The sequence below is a fragment of the Pseudomonas sp. HMWF006 genome, assembly GCF_003061205.1.
In the GTDB taxonomy this organism is placed as follows: Bacteria; Pseudomonadota; Gammaproteobacteria; order Pseudomonadales; family Pseudomonadaceae; genus Aquipseudomonas; species Aquipseudomonas monsensis.
In genome coordinates this window covers 1-6,130 of record NZ_QAIU01000554.1, presented here as the reverse complement: position 1 = coordinate 6,130, position 6,130 = coordinate 1, and the positions used below count along the sequence as shown (strand labels likewise).

The following is a 6,130-nucleotide window of genomic DNA, read 5'->3' as shown; positions in this document are numbered from 1 at the left end:
GGCCAAGGACATCACCGAACAGATCGAGGCCAGCGAATCCCTGCGCGATAGCGAACAGCGCTACCGCATGCTCGCCGAAAGCATCAGCGACGTGATTTTCTCCACCGACAGCAAGCTGTCGCTGAACTACGTCAGCCCGTCGGTGCAGGCAGTGCTGGGCTACGACGCCGAGTGGATTTTCCAGAACGGCTGGCAATCGACCATCGCCAACCCGCAACAGCTGAGCGGCATTTACTCCCTGATGGACCGGGTCAGCAAAGCGCTCGACAAGCCTGAACAACTGGCCGTGCTGCGCAACCAGGTGCAGACCCAGATGTTCCTGTTCGATTGCCTGCGCGCAGACGGCCGCAAGATTCCGATCGAACTGCGCCTGGTGCTGGTGTGGGACGAACACGGCGCGTTCGAAGGCGTGCTCGGCGTCGGCCGCGACATCAGCCAGCAACGCCGCGCCGAAAAAGACCTGCGCATGGCCGCTACGGTATTTGAACACTCGACGTCGGCGATCCTGATCACCGACCCCGCCGGCTACATCGTGCAGGCCAACGAAGCCTTCAGCCGGGTCAGCGGTTACGCCGTGTCGGAGGTGCTCGATCAGTTGCCGAACATGCTCACCGTCGACGAGCAACAGGACGCGCACCTGCGCTACGTGCTCAAGCAATTGCACCAGCACAGCACCTGGGAAGGCGAAGTCTGGCTCAAGCGCCGTAACGGCGAGCATTACCCGGCGTGGGTCGGCATCACTGCGGTACTCGACGATGAAGGCGACCTCGCCAGTTACGTGTGCTTCTTCAGCGACATCAGCGAGCGCAAGGCCAGCGAACAGCGGATTCACCGCCTCGCCTACTACGACGCCCTGACCCATCTGCCAAACCGCACGCTGTTCCAGGATCGCCTGCACACCGCACTGCAATCGGCCGAACGGCAGAAGTCGTGGGTGGTGCTGATGTTCCTCGACCTCGACCGTTTCAAACCGATCAACGACTCCCTCGGCCACGCCGCCGGCGACCGCATGTTGAAAGACATGGCCACGCGCCTGCTGGCCTGCGTCGACGATGACGACACCGTGGCGCGCATGGGCGGCGACGAATTCACCTTGCTGCTGCAACATCGCTCCAGCCGCGAAATGGCCTTGAACCGGGCGATTCATGTCGCCGAGCAGATCCTCGCCAGCCTGGTGCGGCCGTTTGTGCTCGAAGGTCGTGAATTCTTTGTCACCGCGAGTATCGGTATCGCCCTGAGTCCGCAGGACGGCAACGAACTCAGCCAGTTGATGAAGAACGCCGACACCGCGATGTACCACGCCAAGGAACGCGGCAAGAACAACTTCCAGTTCTACCAGGCCGACATGAACGCCAGTGCGCTGGAACGTCTGGAGCTGGAAAGCGACCTGCGCCACGCCCTCGAACAGAACGAATTCGTCCTGTATTACCAGCCGCAATTCAGCGGCGACGGCAAACGCCTGACCGGCGCTGAAGCGCTGCTGCGCTGGCGTCATCCGCGTCGCGGACTGGTGCCGCCGGGGGATTTCATTCCGGTGCTGGAAGAGCTCGGTCTGGTGGTAGACGTGGGTGACTGGGTGATCAGCGAGGCCTGCCGTCAGCTCAAGACCTGGCACCAGAGCCGGGTGCGGGTGCCGAAGGTCTCGGTGAACATTTCCGCGCGACAGTTCTCCGATGGCCAGCTCGGCACGCGGATCGCCACGATCCTGCGCGAAACCGGCCTGCCGCCGGCGTGCCTGGAGCTGGAACTGACCGAAAGTATCCTGATGCGCGAAGTCAGCGAGGCGATGCAGATTCTCGCCGGCCTGAAAAACCTCGGCCTGAGCATTGCGGTCGACGACTTCGGCACCGGTTATTCATCGTTGAACTACCTCAAGCAATTCCCGATCGACGTGCTGAAGATCGACCGTACCTTCGTCGATGGCTTGCCGTCCGGTGAACAGGACGCGCAGATTGCCCGGGCGATCATCGCCATGGCCCACAGCCTGAACCTGGCGGTGATCGCCGAGGGCGTGGAAACCCATGAGCAACTGGACTTCCTGCGCGAGCACGGTTGCGATGAGGTGCAGGGCTATCTGTTCGGCCGGCCAATGCCGGCGAGCCGGTTTGAGGCGCAGTTCAGTAACGACGCCCTTTTCATGTTCGACTGAAACCTTCGGGTGTTGCTGCTGACCTCATCGCTGGCAAGCCAGCTCCCACAGGGATGGATGGCGATCACGAAATCCTGCGGCCACTCCGGTTTCCCCGAGGACTTGCCGTGGATCAATATTCTCCGACTGAAACACAGACATTGTGGGAGCTGGCTTGCCAGCGATGGGGCCGGCAGATGCACCGCACATCTGTCATGAATGCCACTTGTCTGCGACATGATGTCGTTTCATATGCCATCCAAAACCCATTGAGTTAGAATGCCCCCCTTTTCTGCCCCCGATCCTTGAGGACCGCCATGTTCAGCCGTGATTTGACTATTGCCAAGTACGACGCCGATCTCTTTGCCGCCATGGAGCAAGAAGCTCAGCGCCAGGAAGAGCACATTGAGCTGATCGCTTCGGAAAACTACACCAGCCCTGCGGTGATGGAAGCTCAAGGCTCGGTACTGACCAACAAATACGCCGAAGGCTACCCGGGCAAGCGCTACTACGGTGGTTGCGAGTACGTCGACGTTGTTGAGCAGCTTGCAATTGATCGTGCAAAAGAGCTGTTCGGCGCCGATTACGCCAACGTTCAGCCGCACGCCGGTTCGCAAGCCAACGCCGCGGTCTACCTGGCCCTGCTGCAAGGTGGCGACACCATCCTGGGCATGAGCCTGGCCCATGGTGGTCACCTGACCCACGGCGCCAGCGTGTCGTCCTCCGGCAAGCTGTACAACGCGGTGCAGTACGGCATCGACGCCAACGGCCTGATCGACTACGACGAAGTCGAGCGTCTGGCCGTTGAGCACAAGCCGAAAATGATCGTGGCCGGTTTCTCTGCCTACTCGCAGATCCTCGACTTCCCGCGCTTCCGTGCAATCGCTGACAAAGTCGGTGCCTACCTGTTCGTCGACATGGCTCACGTAGCCGGTCTGGTCGCCGCTGGCGTCTACCCGAATCCGGTGCCTTTCGCTGACGTCGTGACCACCACCACCCACAAGACCCTGCGCGGTCCACGTGGCGGCCTGATCCTGGCGCGCGCCAACGCCGAGATCGAGAAAAAGCTGAACTCCGCAGTATTCCCGGGCGCCCAGGGTGGCCCGCTGGAGCACGTGATCGCCGCTAAAGCGATCTGCTTCAAGGAAGCGCTGCAGCCTGAGTTCAAGGCTTACCAGGAACAAGTGGTGAAGAACGCCCAGGCCATGGCCGAAGTGTTCATCGCGCGCGGTTTCGACGTAGTCTCCGGCGGTACCAAGAACCACCTGTTCCTGCTGTCGCTGATCAAGCAGGACATCTCCGGTAAAGACGCCGACGCCGCTCTGGGCAAAGCGTTCATCACCGTAAACAAAAACTCCGTGCCTAACGATCCACGCTCGCCATTCGTCACTTCCGGCCTGCGTTTCGGTACCCCGGCTGTGACCACTCGCGGCTTCAAGGAAGCAGAGTGCAAAGAGCTGGCCGGCTGGATCTGCGACATCCTGGCTGACCTGAACAACGAAGCGGTGATCGACGCCGTGCGTGAGAAAGTCAAAGCCATCTGCAAGAAACTGCCGGTGTACGGCGCTTAATTGCGACGTTAAACCCGCAGCATGAAAAAACCGGCCAGTGATGGCCGGTTTTTTTTCGCCTGCAAAAAATTTTCAAACCCGTGAATGGCTCAAGAACGCGGCATTGCCCCTGACTGGTCAGACCGGTCATGCCAATTCATCATTTTTCACTTGCGATCCCGCCAAAACCAATCCTAGACTGCGCCTGCACTGGACATACCGGTAAGACCACAATAATTAAGTCCTGAATCTGATGCGCCCCGCGCACGGCAGCCAGGACACCGACCAGGATTCCTCCCATGCTCAGATGGTGCTCGCGTTCTATCTTCCTCCAAGTGGTTCTCGGACTGGTGCTCGGCATCGTCTGCGGGCTGACCCTTCCCGAATACTCTGCTCAGCTCAAACCGCTCGGCGACGGCTTCATCAAACTGATCAAGATGCTCATCGGCCTGATCGTGTTCTGCGTGGTGGTCAGCGGCATCAGTGGCGCGGGTGATCTGAAAAAGGTCGGGCGCATCGGGCTCAAATCGGTGATCTACTTCGAAGTGCTGACCACCCTCGCGTTGGTGATCGGCCTGGTATTCGCCTTCAGCACCGGCATTGGCAGCGGCGCGAATATCCATCTTGAACAATTGTCTGCCGCCGACATGGGCGACATCGCCGAACGCGGTCAACACATACACACCACCACGCAGTTCCTGATGGATTTGATTCCGACCTCGGTGCTCGGCGCCTTCGCTGACAACAACATCCTGCAAGTGCTGCTGTTCTCGGTGTTGTTCGGCAGTGCCTTGAATCTGGTCGGTGAAGCAGCATCCGGGATCTCGCGGCTGATCAACGAACTGAGCCATGTGATTTTCCGGATCATGGGCATGATCGTGCGTCTGGCGCCAATCGGGGTGTTCGGCGCCATTGCTTTCACCACCAGCAAATACGGTCTCGATTCGCTGCAACACCTGGGCAGCCTGGTCGGCCTGTTCTACCTGACCTGCATGGCGTTCGTCAGCGTGATTCTGGGCCTGGTGATGCGTGCGTCCGGCCTGCGTCTGTGGCCGTTGCTCAAATACCTGCGCGAAGAATTGCTGATTGTCATGGGCACCGCCTCCTCCGACGCCGTGCTCCCACAAATCATGCGCAAGCTTGAACATCTCGGCATTGGCAGCTCGACGGTCGGCCTGGTGATCCCCACTGGCTACTCGTTCAACCTCGACGGTTTTTCGATCTACCTGACCCTGGCGATTGTGTTTATCGCCAACGCCACCGGCACACCACTGGCCATGACCGACTTGCTGACCATTCTGCTGGTGTCGCTGATCACCTCCAAAGGCGCCCACGGCATTCCCGGCTCGGCACTGGTGATTCTGGCGGCCACGCTGACGGCGATTCCGGCAATCCCGGTGGTCGGTCTGGTGCTGGTCCTGGCCGTGGACTGGTTCATGGGCATCGGCCGCGCACTGACCAACCTGATCGGCAACTGTGTCGCCACCGTGGCCATCGCCCGTTGGGAAAAGGACATCGACGTGCAACGCGCAAACAAAGTACTCAGCGGTCAGCAGGGCTACACCTTTCAACCGCGTAAAACAGCAACTCCGGCGCACCAGCAAGAGTTCTGATTTAACTCCTGCAGGAGCTGCCGCAGGCTGCGATCTTTTGATCTTCGTTTGCCGGCTCCTGACGGGCATATGGAGCAAGACAAGTGATTACCACATCAACCGTCGTCAACTCAGTCGTAGAAAAACTGCGCAGCGCCCTCGCCCGTGGCCAGTGGCGCTCCGGCGAGATGCTGCCGGGCCAGCGCGAACTGGCCGAGCAACTGGGCATCAGCCGCCCAAGCCTGCGCGAAGCGGTCATCGTCCTGGAAACCCTCGGCCTTGTACGCTCGATGCCGGGCAAAGGCGTGGTCGTGCTCGATGCGCAAATGAGCGACAGCCAGAATCACGACAGCGCAGTCGCCGGCGCCAGCCTCGAAGACGTGCTGCAACTGCGCTACACCCTGGAACCGTTCATCGTCGGTCTGGTGGCGCAGTCGATCAGCAGCAAGGAAGTCGGGCAACTGCGCCTGACCTTGATGGACATGCGCGAAGCGCTGGAAGCGGGCGACAGCGAAGCCGGAGTCAGCGCCTACATCGCCTTTCACGAAGAATTGTTCACCCTGACCTCCAACCCGATCTTCCAGAGCGTGGTGCAACAGACCAGCAACGCCCTCAAGCAAAGCGCCGAAGTGTTGCGCAATTCGCCCGAACACCTGGCCGAACGCCTGGAAGAAAACGAGGCGGTGGTACGCGCCATCCGCAGCAAGAACAGCGCCCAGGCCAGCGCCGAAATGCGTCGGCACATTCTGCGTGAGGGCCAGCGGATGGGTATCGAACTGAATATTCCGGATGACCACTTGAGTCGCTGACCCCAACTGGAGACAGGCCATGAACAGTTTTGCCGCAGCGTCGCCCACTCG

The 6,130-nt window shown here is 60.3% G+C and carries 3 protein-coding genes and 1 pseudogene; all 4 read left to right on the top strand.

All coding sequences use genetic code 11. The features are described 5' to 3' along the window. Positions 1-2,149, top strand: a pseudogene (morA, locus tag DBR24_RS33675) (cyclic di-GMP receptor MorA); the annotation flags it as partial. Positions 2,150-2,445: 296 nt separating this feature from the next. Continuing rightward, entirely contained in the window at positions 2,446-3,699 is a 1,254-nt protein-coding gene (gene glyA / locus DBR24_RS24935) for a serine hydroxymethyltransferase (RefSeq protein ID WP_123463984.1), read from the top strand. A gap of 278 nt (positions 3,700-3,977) precedes the next feature. Next, positions 3,978-5,291, top strand: a complete 1,314-nt coding sequence (locus tag DBR24_RS24930) for a C4-dicarboxylate transporter DctA (RefSeq protein WP_123463982.1) — start codon at positions 3,978-3,980, stop codon at positions 5,289-5,291. Positions 5,292-5,374: 83 nt separating this feature from the next. Further along, positions 5,375-6,079 carry a FadR/GntR family transcriptional regulator gene (locus tag DBR24_RS24925; protein ID WP_123463980.1) on the top strand — a complete coding sequence of 235 codons (705 nt, stop codon included), beginning with the start codon at positions 5,375-5,377 and terminating at the stop codon, positions 6,077-6,079. The last annotated feature ends 51 nt before the right edge of the window (positions 6,080-6,130 follow it).

Excerpts from the sequence above, each read along its gene's own strand:
- glyA (WP_123463984.1), top strand. The coding sequence starts at position 2,446 with ATGTTCAGCCGTGATTTGACTATTGCCAAGTACGACGCCGATCTCTTT.
- DBR24_RS24930 (WP_123463982.1), top strand. The coding sequence starts at position 3,978 with ATGCTCAGATGGTGCTCGCGTTCTATCTTCCTCCAAGTGGTTCTCGGA.